The following is an 18110-nucleotide window of genomic DNA, read 5'->3' as shown; positions in this document are numbered from 1 at the left end:
CTCCCTCGCCAGCCCATCATCAAGCCCATGAACGCTTCCCCGAATGACGGCACCGAGGTGCTGGTGCTGCAGCACCTGAACGAGGACGGCCCGGGCTACCTGGGCCAGTGGCTCGACGAGCAAGGTGTGCGCTGGCAGCTGCGGTGCACCGAAGCCGGCGACGCCTACCCCGCGTCGGTGCAGGGCTTCCAAGGCCTGGCGGTGCTGGGCGGCGCCTGGAGCGCCAACGACGATCGCCCCTCGCTGCGGCAGGCCGAAGCGTTGATCCGCGAGGCCGACGCGCTGGGCATCCCGGTGATCGGCCATTGCCTGGGCGGCCAGCTCATGGCGCGCGCTTTCGGTGGACGGGTGGAGCGCCAAACACAGCCCGAGATCGGCTGGCTGCCGATCCGCCACAACAGCAGCGCCACCGCCCGCGCCTGGCTGGGCGAAACCCCCGAGGCCACGGTCTACCAGTGGCACCACGACAGCTTCGTCGAGCTGCCACCCGGCGCCGAGCTGCTCGCCGGCTCACCGGCCTGTGCCCACCAGGCCTTTGCCCTGCGGCAGCACCTGGCCATGCAGTTCCACATCGAGATCACGCCGGCCAAGATCGCCGACTGGCTGGAACACCCGGGCCAGGCCTATCCGGTGCAGGTGCTGCTGCACCGCGACAGCGTGCAGGACCCGGCCGGCATGCACGCCGCCACGGCCCGGCACCAGGCGACAAGCGAAGCGCTGGCCCGGCGCATCTACGAGACCTGGCGCGCCCGCTGGCGGGGCTGATCCGGCTCAGCCCCTCAGACCACCAGACCCGGAATGTTCAACCCGTCCCGGGGAATCGGCCGGGGTTTGCCTTCCTTGTCGATCGCCACGTAGGTCAGGCTGGCCTCGGTCACTTTCACGTACTGGCCCTGGGCCGAGAAGCGTTCGGCGAACACTTCCACCTGTACCGTGATCGACGTGTTGCCCACGCGCGTGACGTGCGAAAAGAAGCTCAGGATGTCGCCCACGCGCACCGGCTGCTTGAAGATGAACTGGTTCACCGCGACGGTCGCCATGCGCCCGCGCACGTAGCGCGCCGGCAGCACGGCACCGGCCAGGTCGACCTGGGCCATGACCCAGCCGCCAAAAATGTCGCCGTTGCCGTTGGTGTCGGCCGGCATGGGAATCACCTTGAGCACCAGTTCACGGTCTTGCGGCAGGGCGCTTTGCGGGCGGGGGCTTGTTTCGTCGGACATGGGCACAATCTCTGAAGTCACTGTCGTCCGATTGTCCCGCATGCGCCACGCCCATTCCTCCCAAGCCACCATTCCCCTGCCGGCCAGCGGGCCCGCCGCGGGCGCCCCCGTGGCGCGCCGTTCCGACTGGGCCACGCTGGCCCGCCTGCTGCCCTATCTGTGGCAGTACAAATGGCGCGTCGTGCTGGCGCTGGGTTTCATGGTGGGCGCCAAGATGGCCAACGTGGGCGTGCCGCTGCTGCTGAAAGAGCTGGTGGACGCGATGACCATCCAGCCCGGCAGCGTGGAGGCGATGCTGGTGGTGCCGCTGGGCCTGCTGCTGGCCTATGGCGGACTGCGCCTGTCCACCACGGTGTTCACCGAGCTGCGCGAACTGGTGTTCGCCAAGGCCACCGAGGGCGCCACGCGCAGCATCGCGCTGCAGGTGTTCGGCCACCTGCACGCGCTTTCCCTGCGCTTTCACCTGGAGCGCCAGACCGGCGGCATGACGCGCGACATCGAGCGCGGCACGCGCGGCGTGCAGTCGCTCATTTCGTATTCGCTCTACAGCATCTTTCCCACGCTGATCGAAGTGATCATGGTGCTCACGCTGCTGGGCACCAAGTTCGACATGGGTTACGTCTGGATCACCCTGGTGGCGCTGGTGCTGTACGTGGGCTTCACCGTGACGGTGACGGAATGGCGCACCAAGTTCCGCCGCCAGATGAACGAGCTGGAGTCGGTGAGCCAGACGCGCGCCATCGACTCGCTGCTGAACTATGAAACCGTCAAGTACTTCAACAACGAGGCCTTCGAGGCGAGCCGTTACGACGAGGCGCTGGAGAAGCTGCGCCGCGCCCGTATCAAGAGCCAGACCACGCTCTCGCTGCTCAACGCCGGGCAGCAACTGGTGATCGCGATCGCGCTGGTGTTCATGCTCTACCGCGCCACCCAGGGCGTGGCCGAGGGTCACATGACGCTGGGCGACCTGGTCATGGTCAACGCCTTCATGATCCAGCTCTACATCCCGCTGGGTTTCCTGGGCGTGCTCTACCGCGAGATCAAGCAGAGCCTGACCGATCTGGACAAGATGTTCGTGCTGATGGAGAAAGAGCGCGAGATCGCCGACGAACCGGGCGCGCAGGACCTGGTGCTCGATGGCGCACCGGCGGTGAAGTTCGAGAACGTGCGCTTTTCCTACGAGCCGGCGCGCGAGATCCTGCACGGCATCAGCTTCGAGATCCCGGCCGGCAAGACGGTGGCGGTGGTCGGGCCGTCGGGTTCGGGCAAGAGCACGCTGGCGCGGCTGCTCTACCGCTTCTACGACGTCACGAACCATGAGCCCCCAGGTTCGCCCGCCACCTCGAACACACAGGCGCGGCCCGGTGCCGACTTCGGCCGCATCACGATCGACGGCCAGGACATCCGGCAGGTGACGCAGTCCAGCGTGCGCCAGGCCATCGGCATCGTGCCGCAGGACACGGTGCTGTTCAACGACACCATCGAATACAACATCCTCTACGGCCGGCCCGACGCGGGCCACGAGGCTGCCGTGCAGGCCGCCCAGGCCGCGCACATCCACAGCTTCATCCAGCGCCTGCCGCTGGGCTACGCCACCATGGTCGGCGAGCGTGGCCTGAAGCTCTCGGGCGGCGAAAAGCAGCGCGTGGCGATTGCGCGCACGCTGCTGAAGAACCCGCCCATCGTGATCTTTGACGAAGCCACCTCGGCGCTGGACTCGGCCAACGAGCGCGCGATCCAGGCCGAACTCAGGAGCGCCGCGCGCAACAAGACCACGCTGGTGATCGCGCACCGGCTGTCCACGGTGGTGGACGCGCACGAGATCCTGGTGCTGGTGAACGGCGAGATCGTCGAGCGGGGCACGCACGCCCAGCTGGTGGCGCTGGGTGGCGTCTACGACGGCATGTGGGCGCTGCAGCAGTCCGGCGTGGACTGATCCCTCGTTGGCGTTGCGCCAACGACCCCGCCAATCCTCAAACCGTCAGCATCTTCCCCGTCTGCTCATACCGGCTGTGCCACGACAGCGCCTCGTCCAGCAGGTGCGGCGTATGCATGCCGCCGTGCCCGGCGCGGGCGTTGGCCTCGCTGCGTTCCACATAGTCCAGCAGGGCGGGCCGGAAGTCCGGGTGGGCGCAGCGCTCGATGATCAGGCGCGAGCGCTGGCGTGGTGACAGGCCGCGCAGGTCGGCCAGGCCTTGTTCGGTCACGATGATCTGCACGTCGTGTTCGGTGTGGTCCACGTGGCTGACCATGGGCACGATGCAGCTGATGCTGCCGCCCTTGGCGGTGGACGGCGTCATGAAGATGGACAGGTAGGCGTTGCGCGCGAAGTCGCCCGAGCCGCCGATGCCGTTCATGATGCGTGTGCCCATCACGTGGGTGGAGTTCACGTTGCCGTACAGGTCGGCCTCGATCATGCCGTTCATGGCGATCAGGCCCAGGCGGCGGATCACCTCGGGGTGGTTGCTGATCTCTTGCGGCCGCAGCACGATGCGCTCGCGGTAGAAGTCCAGGTTCTCCACGAACTCCTTCATCACCTCGGCCGAGAGCGAGATCGCGGTGGACGAGGCCATGCGCATCTTGCCGGACTTGAGCAGCGCGAGCATGCCGTCCTGCAGCACCTCGGTGTAGCCCTGCAGATCCTCGAACGGGCCGTCGTTCAGGCTCTCCAGCACGGCATTGGCGATGTTGCCCACGCCCGACTGCAGCGGCAGCAGCTCGGGCGGCAGGCGCCCCTGTTTCACTTCTTCCTGCATGAAGGCCATGAGGTGGCCGGCGATGCGGCGCGAGGCCTCGTCGGGCGCCGAAAAGCGCGTGTCGCGGTCGGGCAGGTGGGTCTCGACGATGGCGACGATCTTGTCCGGGTCGCAGCGCAGGTAGGGCTCGCCGATGCGCTCGCCCGCGTGGGTCATGGGGATCGGCCTGCGATGCGGCGGGCGCTCGGTGCCGTAATAGATGTCGTGCATGCCCTCCAGGCCCAGCGTGTGCCCGTGGTTGACTTCCAGGATCACCTTGTCGGCCTGGTCCAGCCAGGTCTTGTTGTTGCCCACCGAGGTGGCCGGGATCAGGCGGCCATCTTCCAGGATGCCTGCGACCTCGATCACCGCCACGTTGAGCTTGCCGAGGAAACCGAACCACACGTACTGCGCCACGTGCGAGAGGTGGATGTCGATGTAGGCCATCTCGCCGTCGTTGATGCGCGCGCGGCAGGTCGGGTCCGACTGGTAGGGCAGGCGCATGTCCATGCCGCCGACCTTGGCCAGCGCGCCGTCGAGCTCGGGCGCGGTGGAGGCGCCGGTCCACACGCCGATGCGGAACTCTTTGCCGGCGTCGTGGTGCGTCTGGATGTGCCGGGCCAGCGCTTGCGGAATCGCTTTCGGGTAGCCGGCGCCGGTGAAGCCGCTCATGCCGACATGGTCGCCGTGCTGGATCAGGGCCGCAGCGGCGTCGGCCGACATGACTTTCTGGCGCAGGCCGGCGTGGGCGATGCGGGAGGGGAGGATGGGGGGCGGGTTCTGGGTCATGGGGTGATGGATTAGGGTTAACCCTAGGTTTTCGCTATCGTAACGGATGGCCGTGTCGGCAAAGCGCCAAAAAGCACCGTTTTTGGCGGGCGCGCATAATCCGCCGCCATGGAAACCAAGTGGCTGGAAGACTTTGTGAGCCTGGCTGAAACCCGCAGCTTCAGTCGTTCGGCGCAGCTGCGCCATGTCACCCAGCCCGCGTTCTCGCGGCGCATCCAGTCGCTTGAAGCCTGGGCCGGCACCGATCTGGTGGATCGCTCCTCGTACCCCACGCGCCTCACGCCCGCGGGCAAGACCCTGTACGAGCAGTCGCTGGAGATGCTGCAGGCCCTGCAGAGCACGCGCGCCATGCTGCGCGCCCACACCGCGGCTGCGCAGGACGTGATCGAGTTCGCCGTGCCGCACACGCTGGCCTTCACTTTCTTCCCCTCCTGGCTGTCGGGCCTACGCGAAACCTGCGGACCGATCAAGAGCCGCCTGATCGCGCTCAACGTGCACGACGCGGTGATGCGCCTGGTGGAAGGCAGCTGCGACCTGCTGATCGCCTACGACCACCTGGCGCAGCCGATCCAGCTCGACGCCGAGCGCTACGAAATGCTGCCCCTGGGGCGCGAACTGCTCGCGCCCTACGTGCGGCCCAACGAACAGGGCGGGCCGCTCTACGCCCTGCCGGGCACGGTCGGGCAGCCCCAGCCTTATTTGGCCTATGCGCCGGGCGCCTACCTCGGCCGGGCGGTGGACCAGATGCTCAAGCAGAGCAAGACGCCGGTGCACCTGGACCGGGTCTACGAAACCGACATGGCCGAGGGCCTCAAGGCCATGGCGCTGGAAGGCCACGGCATCGCCTTTCTGCCCTCCAGCGCGGTGCGCAAGGAAGTGCGGGCGAAAAAGCTGGTGTCTGCCGGCGGCGGGCTGGAGACCGAGCTGGACATCCGCCTCTACCGCGCCCGCCCGCAGGACCCTCTGAAAGGCAAACGGGCGGTGCAGCAGTTCTGGAACCGCCTGAGCGAGACTCTGGCCAGCCGCCCGGTTTGAGACAATCGGGGCATGAACGCCACAGCCCCCGCCGCCCTCCACACCCTGACCCTCACCCGCCCGGACGACTGGCACCTGCACGTGCGCGACGGTGAGGCGCTGCACACCGTGGTGCCGCACACCGCCGCCCAGTTCGGGCGCGCGATCATCATGCCCAACCTCAAGCCGCCGGTGACCACTGCGGCGCAGGCCTTGGCCTATGCCGAGCGCATCCGCGCCGCCGTGCCCGAGGGCATGGCCTTCGAGCCGCTGATGACGCTCTACCTCACCGACCGGCTGCCGCCCGACGAGATCGCCCGCGCGAAAGACGCTGGCGTGGTCGCCGTCAAGCTCTACCCGGCCGGCGCTACCACCAACAGCGACGCCGGCGTGACCGACATCCGCAAGACCTACCCCACGCTGGAGGCCATGCAGCGCGCCGGCATGCCGCTGCTGGTGCACGGCGAAGTCACCAGCCCCGAGATCGATCTGTTCGACCGCGAGGCCGTGTTCATCGACCAGCAACTGATCCCGCTGCGCCGCGACTTCCCCGAACTCAAGATCGTGATGGAACACATCACCACCCAAGAAGCTGCGCAGTACGTGGCCGAGGCCGGCCGCTTCACCGCCGCCACGCTCACCGCGCACCACCTGCTGTTCAACCGCAACGCCATCTTCACCGGCGGCATCCGCCCGCACTACTACTGCCTGCCGGTCCTGAAGCGCGAAACCCACCGCCTGGCCCTGCTGGCCGCGGCCACCAGCGGCAGCGACCGCTTCTTCCTGGGCACCGACAGCGCGCCGCACCCGGCGCACCTGAAAGAACACGCCAGTGGCTGCGCCGGCTGCTACACCGCCCACGCCGCGATCGAGATGTACGCCGAGGCCTTCGACAACGCTGGCGCGCTGGACCAGCTCGAAGCCTTCGCCAGCTTCCACGGCCCGGCGTTCTACGGCCTGCCGCGCAACACCGGCACCATCACCCTGAAGCGGGAAAACTGGACGCCGCCCGAGAGCTTTGCCTTTGGCGAAGCCGAGTTGAAGCCGCTGCGCTCGGGCGAGGCGCTGCCCTGGAGGCTGGTGTGAGCGCGCGCGAGGCGCTGCGGGCCGAACCGCACATCGCCCTGCTGATCGATGCCGACAACTCGCCCGCGGCCAAGATCGACGTGATCCTGACCGAGCTCTCCACCTTTGGCGTGACCAACGTGCGGCGCGCCTACGGCAACTGGAAAAAGAGCGAACTCAAGGGCTGGGAAGAGAAGCTGCACGAACACGCGATCCGGCCCATGCAGCAGTTCGACTACTCCAAGGGCAAAAACGCCAGCGACATGGCGATGGTGATCGATGCGCTGGAGCTGCTCTACACCGACCGCCCCGATGCCTTTGGCATCGTGTCCTCCGACGCCGACTTCACCCCGCTGGTGATGCATCTGCGCGCCAAGGGCGCTGCGGTGTACGGATTCGGCGCGCAAAAGACGCCCGAGCCCTTCGTGAACGCCTGCTCGCGTTTTCTATACCTCGACAAGCTCGGCGCCGACGTGGTCCCGGAGACGGGCGAGGCCGTGCCGGCGGCGCCACTGCGTGTGCCCACGGCCCAGCTCAAGCAGGACGCCAAACTGGTCGGGCTGCTGCGCAACGCGGTGCAGGCGGCGGCCGACGAGACCGGCTGGGCGCGCGTCGGCGCGGTGGGGCAGCAGATCGGCAACCAGGCCTCGTTCGACTCGCGCAACTACGGCTATTCCACGCTGACCAAACTGCTGGCGGCTTCGCAGCTGTTCGAGCTGGCCCACGAAGGCACCTCCCAGGTCGCGGTGCGCGACAAGCGGCAAGGCAAGGCGGCCCGCGCCGGATGAGCACCGGGTTGGCCCACATCGACTGGCGGGCGCCCTGGCTGGCACCGTGCCGGACGCTGGGCGAACCCCTGGCACAGCAGGTGCTCACCGGGCATTGCGGCCACGAGACGCTCAACGTGGCCGGCGCCGCCCCCGTGCGTTTCGTGCCCCAGACCGATCTGCCTCCCGGCATGGCCTACGAGCAGTTCATCCACGACACCGGCTGCGTGCCCACGCGCGACGGCCTGCACGACTTCTTCAACGGCCTGTGCTGGATGCGTTTCCCGCGCACCAAGCGCCTGCTCAACCGCCTGCAGGCGGCCGAGATCCAGGCCGCTGGCGTGGGGCCGGTGCGGGGGCCGGTACGGGATGCCCTCACCCTGTTCGACGAAAACGCCGCGCTGCTGCAGGCGCCCGATGCGCTCTGGGACGCGCTGCTGGCGCGCGACTGGCAGCGTCTGTTCATCGACCTGCGGCCGCTCTGGGCGCAGGCGCGGCTGGACCTGTTTGGCCACGCTCTGCTGGAAAAACTGGTGGTGCCCTACAAGTCCATCACCGCCCACGTCTACCGCGCACCCGTGCCCACCGGGCTGGGCGACGACCCGGCCGGATGGGACGCCTGGCTGGCGGGCCGCCTGAGCGCGGCCGAGCTGGGCACCAAGCCCTTCACGCCGCTGCCGGTGCTGGGTGTGCCCGGCTGGTGGCCGGCCAACCAGGACCCTGCGTTTTACGCCGATGCCGGCGTGTTCCGGCCCGCGCGCGTGAGCGCCTGACCCTTCCCCTGACTCCCTTCACCGTCCGGCGACGGCCTCGCCCGCACCATCTCCTTGCAGGAATCCCATGACCTTGCCCGCCTCGCCCTCGTGGTCCCACCTGAACCTGTCGCAGGACGCCGACCGCGCCCAGCTCGCCGCGCATTTCAAGGCCGCCGGTGTGCGCGACGTGGAGTGCCTGTTCGCCGACGTCACCGGCTACCCGCGCGGCAAGCTCATGCCCGCGGCCAGCTTCGCGGCGGGCGGCGAACTGCGCATCTGCCAGGCCATCCCCATGCAGTGCGTGACGGGCGAGTACAGCTACGACCCGATCTTCCCGGACAGCGACCCGGACGTGCGCCTCGTCCCGGATCTGGCCACGCTCAAGCCCACGCCCTGGGCCAGCGTGCCGCGTTATCTGGCGGTGCACGACTGCTTTGAGCTCGACGGCAGTCTGTGCGAGTTCGCACCGCGCTCGGTGCTCAAGCAGGTGGTGGCGCGGTACCGGGCGCGCGGCCTCACGCCGGTGATCGCGCCCGAGATCGAGTTCTACCTGACCGCGGCGATGACCGACCCGGCCCAGCCGCTGGCCTATCCGGTGGGCCGGGGCGGCCGTCCCGAAGTGGGGCAGTCGGCCTTCAGCATGAACCTGCTCAACGAGCTGGCGCCGTTCTGGGACGCCTTGCACGCCGCCATCGACGGCCTGGGGATCCGCGCCGACACCTGGCTGCACGAGGTGGGCCAGAGCCAGTACGAGATCAACCTGCTGCACGGCGACCCGGTGGCCGTGGCCGACCAGGCCTTTCTGTTCAAGACGGCGGCGCGCGAGATCGCGCTGCAGCACGGGTTGAACGCCGTCTTCATGGCCAAGCCCATCAGCGGCCAGGCCGGCAGCTCCATGCACCTGCACCAGAGCGTGGTGGACGCGCAGGGCCGCAACATCTTCAGCCAGGCCGATGGCTCGGCCAGCGAAGCTTTCCTGCACTACCTCGGCGGCCTGCAGGCCTACACGCCCGACCTGGCGCTGGTCTACGCGCCGTCGGTCAATTCCTACCGCCGCTACGTGGCGGGCAGCCAGGCGCCGATCAACGTGGCCTGGGGCCACGACAACCGCACCACCGGCCTGCGGGTGCCCGACAGCCCGCCCGCGGCCCGCCGGGTAGAAAACCGCCTCGCCGGTGCCGACGCCAACCCCTACCTGGCCATGGCCGCCACGCTGGCCGCCGGGCTGGCGGGGATTGATGAGCGCCTGCCGCCCAGCGAGCCGGTGCAGGGCAACGGCTACGACCTCGCGCGCGGCCTGCCGCGAACTTTTTCCACCGCCCACGACCAAATGGCGCACAGTGAGCACGCGCCGCGCCTGCTGGGCGAACGCTTCGTTCGGGGCTACCTGGCGGTGAAGGCGCTGGAGCACGACCACTACCTGAACGAAGTCAGTGCCTGGGAACGGCGTTACCTGCTGCCACAGGCTTGAAATACACCCCGTTCACCCTCACTATGATCTGGCCGTTTTTCCTACCTTCGGAGACTTCATGAAACGCATCCTGCTGTTCGTTCTGACCAACTTTGCCGTCATGGCGGTGCTGTTGATCACCACCCGCATCCTGGGCGTGGACCGTTTCCTCACGGCCAACGGGTTGAACATGACGGCACTGGCCGGGTTCTCGCTGGTGATCGGTTTTGGCGGCGCCATCATTTCGCTGCTCATCAGCAAGCCCATGGCCAAGTTCAGCACCGGCGCGCGGGTCATCAACCAGCCCCAGACCGCCGACGAGGCCTGGATCGTGCACACGGTGCAGAACTTCGCCAGCAAGGCCGGCATCGGCATGCCCGAGGTCGCCATTTACGAGGGCGCGCCCAACGCCTTCGCCACCGGCGCCTTCAAGAACTCGGCCCTGGTGGCCGTGTCCACCGGCCTGCTGCAGAACATGACCAAGGAAGAAGTCGAGGCCGTGATCGGCCACGAGGTGGCCCACGTGGCCAATGGCGACATGGTCACCATGACGCTGATCCAGGGCGTGATGAACACCTTCGTGGTGTTCCTCAGCCGCGTGATCGGTTACGCCGTCGACGCCTTCCTGCGCCGTGGCAGCGACAGCCACTCCGGCCCCGGCATCGGCTACATGGTCACCACCATCGTGATGGACATCGTGCTCGGTTTCCTCGCCGCCATCATCGTGGCCTGGTTCAGCCGCCAGCGTGAGTTCCGCGCCGACGCCGGCGCCGCCAGCCTGATGGGCCGCAAGCAGCCCATGATCAACGCCCTGGCCCGCCTGGGCGGCCTCACCCCCGGCGAACTGCCCAAGACCATGCAGGCCATGGGCATCACCGGTGGTCTGGGCAAGCTGTTTTCGACCCACCCGCCGATGGAAGAGCGCATCGACGCGCTGCAAAAGCTCTGAAGCTGAGTGCTGAAGGCACAAAAAAGGGCGACCCGAGGGTCGCCCTTTTTTGTGGTCCGATGCCCAGGCGCTTCAGCGCCAGTCGCGGTCCCAGTGCTCGTCCATCATGCGGCGGCGGTTGTCTTCTTCATAGGCGATCTGCGCCTCGACCGGTTCGGCCTGGTAGACGCGGGAGCCGCTCACCACACGCGTCATGACGGGCTGCAGGTCTGGCCGTTGATAGCGGCCGTATCCGTCGTAGCGCTGGTGCGAGCTGGCCATGGCTGGCGTCACATTCACCCGCACATGGCGCCCCGGTTCTTCCGGCATCTGCACCTTGTATTTCACGCCGGCATATTTGTAGACCACGTCGTAGCCCACGGTGCGGCTCTGGTACTCGGTCTGGGTGTGGCACTGGCGCACCACCTGCGTGCTGGGCTGGCCATGGCCTTCGATGCGGTTGCCCACCACGGCGCCGCCCACCAGTCCGATCACGGTGGCCAAGGCGCGGCCGTTGCCGTCACCGATCGCGTTGCCCATGGCGCCACCGGCGATGCCGCCGATCACCGCACCGGCACCCGTCTTGCGTCCGGGCACCACAACGGTCTCGTCGCGGCAGACCTCGCGCGGCACGGCGATGCGCTCGACCAAGGGTGTGCTGCTGAGCACGCGGGCCCGTTCTTGCCGGGCTTGGGCCAGGCCGCTGGCGCTCACGCCGATCAGGGCGGCAAGGACGGGAATCAGGACGGGCTTGTTCAGAGACTTCATGGAGAGCTCCTGTGTTGAGGTGCCTCCATGGTGCGTTGCCCGTGTCAAGCCCACTTGGGGCCTGTGTAAAGCTGCCCGGCCACTTGTAACGACCGGTGTCCGCCGCGGTTTCGGTCTCAGGCGGCCGGCTGCAGGCCGAGCAGATCGCGTGCCAGCGCCTCGGCCACCTTGAGGCCGTCCACCCCGGCTGAGAGGATGCCGCCGGCGTAGCCCGCGCCTTCGCCCGCGGGGTACAGGCCGCGCGTGTTCAGACTCTGCAGGTCGGGGCCGCGCGTGATGCGCAGCGGTGACGAGGTGCGCGTTTCCACGCCGGTGAGCACGGCGTCGGCCATGTCGTAGCCCTTGATCTTGCGGCCGAACACGGGAATGGCTTCGCGCATGGCCTCGATGGCGTAGGCGGGAAGGGCGGGGGCGAGGTCGCCGAGCTTCACGCCCGGCTTGTACGAGGGCTGCACGCCGCCCCATGCGGTGGACGGCCGCTGCGTCACGAAGTCGCCCACCAGCTGGCCGGGCGCGTCGTAGGTGGCGCCACCCAGTTCGTAGGCCCGGGCCTCGAGCTGGCGCTGCAGCACGATGCCGGCCAGCGGATGCGTCTGGCCCCGCGCCGCCAGCGCCTGGGCCTGCTCGGCGTAGCGTGTGCCGTCGGCGTCGCCGAAGGCGGCGGTCCACTGCGGGGTGTCTTGCGGGAACTGCTGTGGAAAGTCGGCCGGCTCGATGCCCACCACCAGGCCCGCGTTGGCGTTGCGCTCGTTGCGCGAATACTGGCTCATGCCGTTGGTGACCACGCGGCCCGGCTCGGAGGTGGCCGCCACCACGGTGCCGCCCGGGCACATGCAGAAGCTGTAGACCGCGCGGCCGTTCTGGGCGTGGTGCACCAGCTTGTAGTCGGCCGCGCCCAGCAGCGGGTGGCCGGCGTGGCGGCCCCAGCGCGCACGGTCGATCACGCTTTGCGGGTGTTCGATGCGGAAACCGACCGAAAACGGCTTGGCTTCGAGGAACACACCCGCATCGTGCAACAGGGCGAAGGTGTCGCGCGAGCTGTGGCCCAGGGCCAGCACCACGCGCCGCACCGGCATCTCCAGCGTATCGCCGCTGTCGAACCGGCGCACCCGCAGCGCCGCGATGCGCTGTTGGCCGTCGCTGTCGGGCGCCAGCGTGAGGCCGCAGACCTGGTGCTGGAAACGGATCTCGCCACCGAGCGCGACGATCTTGTCGCGCATGGCCTCGACCACTTTCACCAGCTTGAAGGTTCCGATGTGCGGGTGGGCCTGGTACAGGATCTCGGGCGGCGCGCCGGCCTCCACGAATTCGTTCATCACCTTCCGGCCGAGGAAACGCGGGTCCTTGATCTGGCTGTAGAGCTTGCCGTCGGAGAACAGGCCGGCGCCGCCCTCGCCGTACTGCACGTTGCTCTCGGGGTTGAGCTGGTGCTTGCGCCACAGGCCCCAGGTGTCCTTGGTGCGCTCGCGCACGGGTTTGCCACGCTCCAGCACGATGGGCTGGAGGCCCATCTGCGCCAGCGCCAGCGCGGTGAACAGGCCGCAGGGCCCCAGGCCCACCACCACCGGCCGGTCGGCTTCGTCAGTCGGCCAGCCCGCTGGCGCTTGGCCGGGTGGCTGCCAGGCCATGTCGGGCGTGGGCTGGATGTGCGGGTTCTTGTCGTGTTGTGCCAGCAGGGCCGCTTCCTGCGCCGGGTCCACCAGCCTCAGGTCCACGATGTAGACGGCGAGCAGGTCGGCCTTGCGGGCGTCGAAGCTGCGCTTGAAGACGTGCAGATGGGCGATGGCGGCGGTGTCCACACCCAGTGCCTGTGCGGCCAGCCGCGTCAGGGCCTCGATCGGGTGGGGCGGCGGCTCGCGGTCGGCGTCGGTTTCGGTGGGCGCGTCGGCGGCGCGGCGGTGTTCGGCCGGCACCTCGGCCAGGGGCAGTTTCAGTTCGGCAATGCGGATCATGGCGTTGGCTTGTGTTTATCAAGCAGCGGGGGCGTTATTGTCGCCGTTCCACCGGCGCGCTTGCGTCGGTAAATATACCCGGGTAGAATAATTTAATCCGGGTAAAACAAAGCCATGCCTCCTTCTCAATCCTCTTCGCTGTCCGCCGTGCCACCACGGGTCCCCGCGCTGTGGCGCGTCTACCTGATGTTCCTGGCGCCCATGGTGCTGTCCAACATCCTGCAGGGCCTTTCGGGCACGCTCAACGGCATCTTCATCGGGCAGATGCTCGGCACCCACGCGCTGGCGGCGGTCTCGGGCATGTTTCCCATCGTGTTTTTCTTCATTTCGCTGGTGATTGGGCTGGGCGCGGGCGCCTCGGTGCTGATCGGCCAGGCCTGGGGGGCGCGCGAGCCGCACAAGGCGAAAGCCATCGCCGGCAGCGCCCTCACGCTGGGCGCGCTCATCGGGCTCGTGGCCGCGGTGCTGGGCACCGCCTTCGCACGCGAGGCCATGGTGGCGCTGGGCACCCCGGCCGACGTGCTGGCCGACGCCGTGGCCTACGCGCGGATGATGATGCTCTTCATGCCACTGCTGCTGGTGTTCATCCTGCTCACGCAGCTGCTGCGCGGCGTGAGCGACACCATCTCGCCGCTGCTGGCGTTGCTGCTGTCCACCACCGTGGGGCTGGTGTTGACGCCGGCGCTCATCCAGGGCTGGCTGGGCCTGCCCCGGCTGGGCATCCAGAGCGCGGCGGTGGCCGGTTTCGTCTCCACCGCCGCCGCCCTGATTTTCCTGGCGCTGCGCCTGCGTCACCTGGGCCATGTGCTGGCGCCCGACCGCGAGCTGCTCAAGGCCCTGCGGCTGGACCGCGCCATCGTGGGCAAAGTGATGCGCATCGGCCTGCCCACGGGCCTGCAGATGGTGGTGATCTCGTTGTCGGAACTGGTGATCCTGGCGCTGGTCAACGGCCACGGTTCGCAGGCCACCGCGGCCTATGGCGCGGTCACGCAGATCGTGAATTACGTGCAGTTTCCGGCGCTCTCGATCGCGATCACGGCCTCCATCCTGGCGGCGCAGACCATCGGCGCGGGCCGGGTCGAGCGCCTGGGCGCGATCCTGGGCACGGGCCTGTGGCTCAACGCCGTGCTCACCGGCGGCCTGGTGCTGCTGGGTTACGCCCTCTCGCACACGGTGCTGGGCCTGTTCCTCACGCAGGCGCCGGTGCTGGCGCAGGCCGAGCACCTGCTGCACCTGATGCTCTGGAGCATTCTGGTGTTCGGCTTCCAGGCCGTGATCGGCGGCGTCATGCGCGCCAGCGGCGACGTGCTGGTGCCCATGGCCATTTCGGTGTTCTGCATCCTGGGGGTGCAGCTGCCGGTGGCCTACGCGCTGAACGCCCGCCTGGGGCTGGAAGGCATCTGGATCGCGTTCCCCGTGGCCTATCTGGCCATGCTGGGCCTGCAGACGGCGTACTACCGGGGCATCTGGCGCCACCGGAAGATCCGACGCCTGGTGTGACGCGTGGTGGAGTGCGGGATAATCGCGTCCGTGAAGCGCGCCAGGCCGTCGCTGGCACAGCCCGCAAGGGAACCCGAAAGGGAGTGCTGGAGGAACGTCCGGACTGCACAGGACAGCGTAGGAGGTAACACCTCTCCACCGACAAGCCCGACGAGTTCGCTCGAAGGGCCCTAAGGTGAGGATCAGAGCAACAGAGACGAGCCGCTTCAGTGCGGGTGAAACGGGCAATCTCTACGCGCAGCAATACCAAATAGGCCAGCGTTGACGTGGTTCCGCGGAGCTGGCGGGTAGGTAGCACCGAGCCGATTGGGCGACCATCGGCCCAGATGAATGGCGGTCACACCGGGGGCAACCCCGGTGCACAGAATCCGGCGTAACGGCGCGCTTCACACTATTTTTTCCCCCCCACGCTCCGCCGCTGCGCGGGTCGCTGCCCCCCGAGGGGGCTGGGCCTGCCTTGGGGCGGCCCGGCGGCTGGCCCGTTTGCGGCCCCTTCCCGTGTCTGCTGGGCGGGTCAGCATCGCGGCATGTAGCCCGTGCGCAGGGCAAACGCCCAGTCGGGGCGGTTCCGTTGATCGGCCAGCAAGGCCATGGACTCATGGTCGTACGGCACGCTGATCAGGTCACAGATCCAGCGCCCGTTGCGCTTCTCGACCACCGCATAACGCGCGTCCGGGCTGCCGTTTTCGATGCGGTGGTAACTCGACAGTGGGTACGGGTGGTCGTCGTCGTAGGCGGGCAGGCCCACGCTGCCCGGGTTGACGATCAACAGGCCCCGGCCAAGCCTCACGGATCTGGGCACATGGGTGTGTCCGCAGACGAGCAGGCCGATGTGCGGCGGAATGCGCCCGTCCAGCCGCTCCTCGATGTCCGCCGACGTCGCCAGCCGAGCCTCTTCACCCACCGGCGTTTCCAGCAAATACTCGATGTCGCTGCGCGGGCTGCCGTGGCACAGGGCCACGTCGCTGCCCAGTCGGTCGGGCCACATCGCTCCCTGGTGCAACCGGGGGTCGCAGGGGTCCGCGTGGCTGGCCAGCCAGGCCTTGTCGGCGTCGGTCAGCTGGCTGCTGGTGTAAGCGTCCGTCGGGCTCTGGCGCGGCAGGGGCAGGCGCAAGACCTGCCGCTCGTGGTTGCCCGCGACGTGCAGCCAGGGCAGGGTGCTCACTGGGCTACCCTCCGTGCTTCGCACTGCGGGGCTGAGCGCCTTCGGAACGGCCGGGCGGCGCAGGCGCTGAGCGGTCTCCACCGGCAGCAAAGGGCCGCTGAGGGTGTCGCCCAGGTTGACGACCTGGTGCACCTGGCGGCGTTCGATGTCTTGCATGACGGCCTCCAGGGCGGCCAGATTGCCGTGGATGTCGGATACCAGTGCCAGGCGCATACGTCCTCCCGTTGCTTCAGAGATTGAAACCGCCCAGGCTCTGGAGGCGCTCCACGTGGGCCAGCAGCGAGCGTTTGGCCACCGGCCACAGGCGTTCGGGCACGTCGTCGTAGGCGAGCTTCACCCAGTCGTCCATCGTGCCCTCGGGTTGGTGTTGCATGGCGCGCGCCACCTTGGCTTCGCGCGCGAGACGGTGGGCTTTCAGATGCGCAATCGCTGCGCGGGCGCCGCCGTGTTCCGGTGCACTCGGGTTGTCCGCGGTTCGCTTCAGGTCGCCCAGCACGTAACCGTGCGCCGGCAGGATGAAGTCAACGCCATGTGCCTCGCACAGCCGGTCCAGCTTGTCCAACGAGTCGAGGTAGTCGCCCATGTGGCCGTCGGGTGGGTCGATCACGGTGGTGCTGCCGTTGAGGATGTGGTCGCCGCTGAACAGCAGGCCGTCTTCTTCGAGCAGCAGGCAGAGGTGGTTGGCCGCGTGGCCGGGGGTGTGGACCACCTGCAGCGTGTGTGTGGCGCCGTCCTGACCCTGCAAGACGAGGCGTTCGCCATCGGCCAGCGCGCGTTCGGGCGTGAAGCGGCTGTTCTCGCGCGAGGTGGGCGCGCTGGGCAGGCCGAGGATGGGCGGTTTCTCCGCGCACAAGGCTTGCAGCCGCGCGGCGCCCGGTGAATGGTCGGGGTGCGAGTGGGTGCAGACGATGGCGCGGATGTCGCCGCCCGCGGCGCGCCACAGGCGCTCAATGTGTTCAGGAATGTCCGGTCCGGGGTCGATGGCGATGTGGCCGCTCACCGGGTCGCCCACCAGGTAGCTGTTGGTGCCCGGGCCGGTCATGAAGCCGGGGTTGGGCGCGGTGAGCCGTTGCACGTTCTTGAGCAGCGGCACCGGGCGCCCGGTCTGCCAGGCCAGCTCGTGCACGATCTGGCCGTGGGGGCTGACCAGGGCCAGCTCGCCAAACGGGCCGTCGTGTTCCATGTGGCGCGACTCGTGGCCGTTCAGCAGCCCGGCGCGCGGGCAACTGGTGAACAGCGGTTCATCGTTGACCGCACAGGCTTTCAGAACATCGTCCACGGTTTCGTACGCCTGCAGCCGCTCCAGCGTGCGGACGGTCGGAAAAATGATGAAGAAGCCGCCTGCCGCGTGGCGTGCCAGTGCGTCGGCTGGGCGCACCCAGACCGGCTCGAACTGCTCGGTTTCGTCGGCCACCGGCTCCTGGCCTTCGGGCATGCGCGCGACGAGAAAGGGCACGTCGAAGCGGCGCGGCAGGTCGCGGTCGGTGATCCAGTGGGCGAGCACGAAGACCTCGGCGCCCGCGAGCGTGAGGCCCTGCGCCGCGCATTGGGCGGCGAACGGGGCCTGGCGGTCGAGCGCCGCGATCTGCGCGGTACCCAGGTGCGAACCGTCGGCGCGCCGGGCGAGCAGGATGCCGAGTTCTTCAAAGCTCTCGCGGATGGCGGCGATGGCCTGCGTCAGGTGCAGGTCGCTTTGTGTCGCGCGGCGGGTGGACTGGCCGTGCGATTGCGCGTCGGCAGCGTCGATGCCACCGCCGGGGAACACGTAGGCGCCGGGCGCGAAGCTCGCCGTCATGGAGCGGCGTGTCATCAGCACTTCGACGCCCGGGTTGGCGGGGTCGACGCTGTCGCGCAGCAGCAGCACGGTGGCGGCGGGGCGCAGGGCAGCGGGCGTGCGGACGGGGTGCAGGAGTTGGGATGAGCGGACCATCCGCACATTGTGCTGCGACCGCCAGTCCGTCGCTGTCGCCGGGGTCTTGGGGCTAGGCAACGCTGAACAAGT

At 68.4% G+C, this 18110-nt stretch carries 15 protein-coding genes and 1 other RNA gene; 10 read left to right on the top strand and 6 right to left on the bottom strand.

Going from position 1 to position 18110, the window contains the following annotated elements; genetic code table 11:
• Positions 1–27 precede the first annotated feature (27 nt).
• Positions 28–765, top strand: a complete 738-nt coding sequence (locus HTA01S_RS04340; protein WP_068167371.1) for a type 1 glutamine amidotransferase — start codon at positions 28–30, stop codon at positions 763–765.
• Positions 766–779: 14 nt separating this feature from the next.
• Here the strand turns inward: HTA01S_RS04340 and HTA01S_RS04335 are convergent, their stop codons facing one another.
• Positions 780–1220 carry an acyl-CoA thioesterase gene (locus HTA01S_RS04335; RefSeq protein WP_068167370.1) on the bottom strand — a complete coding sequence of 147 codons (441 nt, stop codon included), beginning with the start codon at positions 1218–1220 and terminating at the stop codon, positions 780–782.
• A gap of 40 nt (positions 1221–1260) precedes the next feature.
• Between HTA01S_RS04335 and HTA01S_RS04330 the strand changes: the two genes are divergently transcribed.
• A complete protein-coding gene (locus HTA01S_RS04330) occupies positions 1261–3156 on the top strand; it encodes an ABCB family ABC transporter ATP-binding protein/permease (protein WP_068167369.1) in 1896 nt (631 codons plus the stop codon).
• A 37-nt stretch (positions 3157–3193) separates the two neighbouring features.
• Here the strand turns inward: HTA01S_RS04330 and HTA01S_RS04325 are convergent, their stop codons facing one another.
• Positions 3194–4744, bottom strand: coding sequence for an acetyl-CoA hydrolase/transferase family protein (locus tag HTA01S_RS04325; RefSeq protein ID WP_068167368.1), 1551 nt, complete (start codon positions 4742–4744; stop codon positions 3194–3196).
• A gap of 108 nt (positions 4745–4852) precedes the next feature.
• On the opposite strand from HTA01S_RS04325, the gene HTA01S_RS04320 reads away from it, so the two are divergent.
• The 6 genes from HTA01S_RS04320 (at position 4853) to htpX (ending at position 10744) form a co-directional block, all read left to right on the top strand.
• Positions 4853–5779 (top strand): LysR substrate-binding domain-containing protein, encoded by a 927-nt coding sequence (locus HTA01S_RS04320; protein WP_068167367.1) that lies wholly within the window; start codon positions 4853–4855, stop codon positions 5777–5779.
• Positions 5780–5791: 12 nt separating this feature from the next.
• Positions 5792–6844 carry a dihydroorotase gene (gene pyrC / locus HTA01S_RS04315; protein WP_068167366.1) on the top strand — a complete coding sequence of 351 codons (1053 nt, stop codon included), beginning with the start codon at positions 5792–5794 and terminating at the stop codon, positions 6842–6844.
• Positions 6841–7611 carry an NYN domain-containing protein gene (locus HTA01S_RS04310; protein ID WP_407656092.1) on the top strand — a complete coding sequence of 257 codons (771 nt, stop codon included), beginning with the start codon at positions 6841–6843 and terminating at the stop codon, positions 7609–7611. The genes pyrC and HTA01S_RS04310 overlap by 4 nt, the downstream gene beginning before the upstream one ends.
• Positions 7608–8363: a DUF3025 domain-containing protein gene (locus HTA01S_RS04305; protein WP_068167364.1), complete on the top strand. Its 756-nt coding sequence runs from the start codon at positions 7608–7610 to the stop codon at positions 8361–8363. Before HTA01S_RS04310 ends, HTA01S_RS04305 begins: the two co-directional genes overlap by 4 nt.
• 67 nt (positions 8364–8430) lie before the next feature.
• Positions 8431–9816, top strand: coding sequence for a glutamine synthetase family protein (locus HTA01S_RS04300; RefSeq protein ID WP_218017304.1), 1386 nt, complete (start codon positions 8431–8433; stop codon positions 9814–9816).
• 58 nt (positions 9817–9874) lie between these two features.
• Complete coding sequence (gene htpX, locus HTA01S_RS04295; protein ID WP_068167363.1) at positions 9875–10744, top strand: protease HtpX; 870 nt, start codon at positions 9875–9877, stop codon at positions 10742–10744.
• Positions 10745–10816: 72 nt separating this feature from the next.
• Here htpX and HTA01S_RS04290 read toward each other — a convergent pair whose 3' ends face one another.
• Together HTA01S_RS04290 and HTA01S_RS04285 are read right to left on the bottom strand one after the other, a co-directional pair.
• Positions 10817–11491, bottom strand: coding sequence for a glycine zipper 2TM domain-containing protein (locus tag HTA01S_RS04290; RefSeq protein ID WP_068167362.1), 675 nt, complete (start codon positions 11489–11491; stop codon positions 10817–10819).
• 116 nt (positions 11492–11607) lie between these two features.
• The gene (locus tag HTA01S_RS04285; RefSeq protein ID WP_068167361.1) at positions 11608–13443 is read right to left on the bottom strand and encodes an NAD(P)/FAD-dependent oxidoreductase; all 1836 of its coding nucleotides are present in this window, start codon (positions 13441–13443) and stop codon (positions 11608–11610) included.
• Between the two features lie 114 nt (positions 13444–13557).
• On the opposite strand from HTA01S_RS04285, the gene HTA01S_RS04280 reads away from it, so the two are divergent.
• Together HTA01S_RS04280 and rnpB are read left to right on the top strand one after the other, a co-directional pair.
• The gene (locus HTA01S_RS04280; RefSeq protein ID WP_068167360.1) at positions 13558–14943 is read left to right on the top strand and encodes an MATE family efflux transporter; all 1386 of its coding nucleotides are present in this window, start codon (positions 13558–13560) and stop codon (positions 14941–14943) included.
• A gap of 32 nt (positions 14944–14975) precedes the next feature.
• An RNA gene (gene rnpB, locus HTA01S_RS04275) (RNase P RNA component class A) lies at positions 14976–15335 on the top strand.
• A 122-nt stretch (positions 15336–15457) separates the two neighbouring features.
• On the opposite strand, the gene HTA01S_RS04270 is transcribed toward rnpB, so the two are convergent.
• Positions 15458–16321 (bottom strand): metallophosphoesterase family protein, encoded by an 864-nt coding sequence (locus tag HTA01S_RS04270; RefSeq protein ID WP_068167359.1) that lies wholly within the window; start codon positions 16319–16321, stop codon positions 15458–15460.
• Between the two features lie 16 nt (positions 16322–16337).
• Positions 16338–18038: an MBL fold metallo-hydrolase gene (locus HTA01S_RS04265; protein WP_068167358.1), complete on the bottom strand. Its 1701-nt coding sequence runs from the start codon at positions 18036–18038 to the stop codon at positions 16338–16340.
• Between the last annotated feature and the right edge of the window lie 72 nt (positions 18039–18110).

Origin of the sequence: Hydrogenophaga taeniospiralis CCUG 15921 (assembly GCF_001592305.1) — a bacterium.
GTDB lineage: Bacteria > Pseudomonadota > Gammaproteobacteria > Burkholderiales > Burkholderiaceae_C > Hydrogenophaga > Hydrogenophaga taeniospiralis.
Note: the sequence above shows the minus strand (reverse complement) of the source record. Positions and strands in the feature narration are given on the sequence as shown.